The organism is Ruegeria sp. HKCCD8929, from assembly GCF_013031405.1.
Taxonomy (GTDB): Bacteria; Pseudomonadota; Alphaproteobacteria; order Rhodobacterales; family Rhodobacteraceae; genus Ruegeria.
The window spans coordinates 1-1,416 of sequence record NZ_WPZY01000129.1; the positions used below are offsets into that span (position 1 = coordinate 1).

A 1,416-nucleotide genomic window follows, 5' to 3' on the forward strand; every position below is an offset into this window, starting at 1 on the left:
GAGCTATGCCCGAAAGTTGGTGACGGTGTGATCAGGCGGCATGGTGAAGTTGCTTTATCCCGTCGATGAAGGCAATGCCTTGAACGATTTCGGGCATCCGGTTGACACCGTCGAGCTTCCGCCATTTGGCCTGGGCTGACATCATCATTTTGAACGCCATGGCGAGGCCGGTTTTGCGGCTCAGACATCCCTTGGTCTTGCCGGTCCGGTGGCGGACTGTTGCGAAGGTGCTCTCGATGGGATTCGAGGTTCGGATGTGTTTCCAATGCTCGGCCGGAAAATCATAGAAAGAGAGCAGCACATCGCGGTCCTTGGCCAGCTTGGCGACCGCCTTGCTGTATTTCACACCGTAGGTTTCGACGAAGAAATCGAAGGCCGCCCCTGCTTCGGCTTTGGTTTCCGCCTGCCAGATGTCGTGCAGATGGCCCTTGGCTTTTTGTTGCACCGACTTGGGCATCGCATTGAGCACGTTTCCGGTCTTGTGAACCCAACAGCGTTGTTCCCGCGTAGCTCCGAACACCTCGCGCAGCGCTGCCCAGAAGCCGAGCGCCCCATCGCCGACGGCCAGACCGGGGGCGTGGTTGAGACCACGCCGCTTTAGGTCGAGCAACAGCTCGCGCCAGTTCTGCGTGCTTTCACGGTAACCGTCGGTCAGGCCGAGAACCTCCTTGTGGCCCCATTCGTCGGCGCCGATCAGCACCAAAACGCATTGTTTATCCTCAGACATGCGCGGCTTGAAGTAGACGCCATCCGCCCAGATGTAGACAAACCGCCGGGCGCTGAGATCCCGGCGCTGCCAGCGCTCATATTCCGTCCACCAATCAGTCTTGAGGCGCGATATGGTGGTGGATGATAACCCCGCCGCGTTCGGCCCGAGCAGCGCCGCCAGGGCTTCCTGGAAATCGCCGGTGGAAATGCCCTTGAGGTAAAGCCAGGGCAACAGTTCCTCAATGGATTTGGCCTTGCGCAGATAGGGCGGCAGGATCGACGACTTGAACCGGACTTTCTCGGCTTCATTGCCCCGATCCCGCACACGCGGCACCTTCACCGGCACCGGGCCGATCCCGGTCATCACCTCGCGCTCGGGCAGGTGGCCATGGCGCACCAGACGCGCCCGGCCATCTTCGGTCCTGTCGCCAACGTGGGCCGTCAGGAGCGCGACGAGTTCCGCCTCAACCGCTTGCTCGATCAAGTGCCGAGCACCGGCCCGAAGCACTTCGGTCAACGGGTCGGGCGAATATCCCCCTATCGGCAGATCGCTACGAAATCGCCTGCCAACAATGGATGGATCAGCAAGCCGTGGAATGGTAGTTTCTGACATGTGGCATATCCTTTTCTCGGTAGAGAATTGCGGCGCGTAGACAACGCCATGATATGCCGCCCCTCAGGGCCATCACCAACTTTTGGCTATAGCTC

The 1,416-nt window shown here is 60.0% G+C and carries 1 protein-coding gene; it reads right to left on the reverse strand.

The window, feature by feature from the left end:
* Nucleotides 1-31 precede the first annotated feature (31 nt).
* Nucleotides 32-1,321 (reverse strand): IS256 family transposase, encoded by a 1,290-nt coding sequence (locus GOX53_RS29375; protein ID WP_171182412.1) that lies wholly within the window; start codon nucleotides 1,319-1,321, stop codon nucleotides 32-34.
* Nucleotides 1,322-1,416 lie beyond the last annotated feature (95 nt).